The organism is Candidatus Poseidoniia archaeon (genome assembly GCA_030748895.1).
Lineage (GTDB): Archaea > Thermoplasmatota > Poseidoniia > MGIII > CG-Epi1 > UBA8886.
This window is the reverse complement of sequence record JASMLC010000052.1, coordinates 1-668: the sequence shown is the minus strand read 5'-3', so window position 1 is coordinate 668 and position 668 is coordinate 1. Positions and strand designations below refer to the sequence as shown.

Annotated in this window: 1 protein-coding gene and 1 tRNA gene; one reads left to right on the top strand and one right to left on the bottom strand. The window is 38.0% G+C overall.

Features of this window, described 5'->3' with window-relative positions; genetic code table 11:
• Positions 1 to 140: 140 nt before the first annotated feature.
• Positions 141 to 311 (bottom strand) — tRNA-Trp (locus QGG57_07030).
• Between the two features lie 83 nt (positions 312 to 394).
• Here QGG57_07030 and QGG57_07025 point away from each other — a divergent pair.
• Positions 395 to 668: hypothetical protein (locus tag QGG57_07025; GenBank protein MDP7007909.1), on the top strand; the 274-nt coding region annotated here is incomplete at its 3' end.

Here is a 668-nt window from a genome sequence, read left to right as displayed (position 1 = left end):
TCAAATCCAATATTCTTTATTAACATTATCAGATACTACAAACAAGACACATATTGCTATTAGACCAAAAAACATTGTTCTAAAACTGGCTATAACGCTATGATATAGTTACAATTATCAGACATAAAAACTTATGGGGATGGTGGGAGCACTGGGATTTGAACCCAGATCGGCGGGTCTCACCTATTGAGCCGGAGCTCAACGTTGCACAGGTCATAGCTCCAATCATTCATCACGATATCAGCAGACCCTGTAGCAATCATTCCTGTATAATTGGAGCCCGCAATGCTGCCAGGTTACACCATGCTCCCCAATATTACAGCATTATAGCACTGCAATAAAAAGTCTCTGATGAATAAAGTTAATAACGTCTGTTTCTTCAATAAGATATCATATGAGCTTGGAGGAAGAAAATGAAGCGGAAGATTTGAATCCGCACACTCCAGCTCCTCCTTCTGAAAAGGTGTGGTTACCAGTATACTTAGATGAGGAGGGGAAATTAGCAAAACATGACTGGTGTTTAGACACAGGAATAATAAAAAATCAAGGTGGTGAAGAAGCTAAACCTAAAGGTTTTTATGTTTTAGTTCTGAATAAAATGCGATATATTCTGAAGAAAGATTTAGGACACGCAAAAAACGCTCCTAAACTTCCAGAATCACAAATTA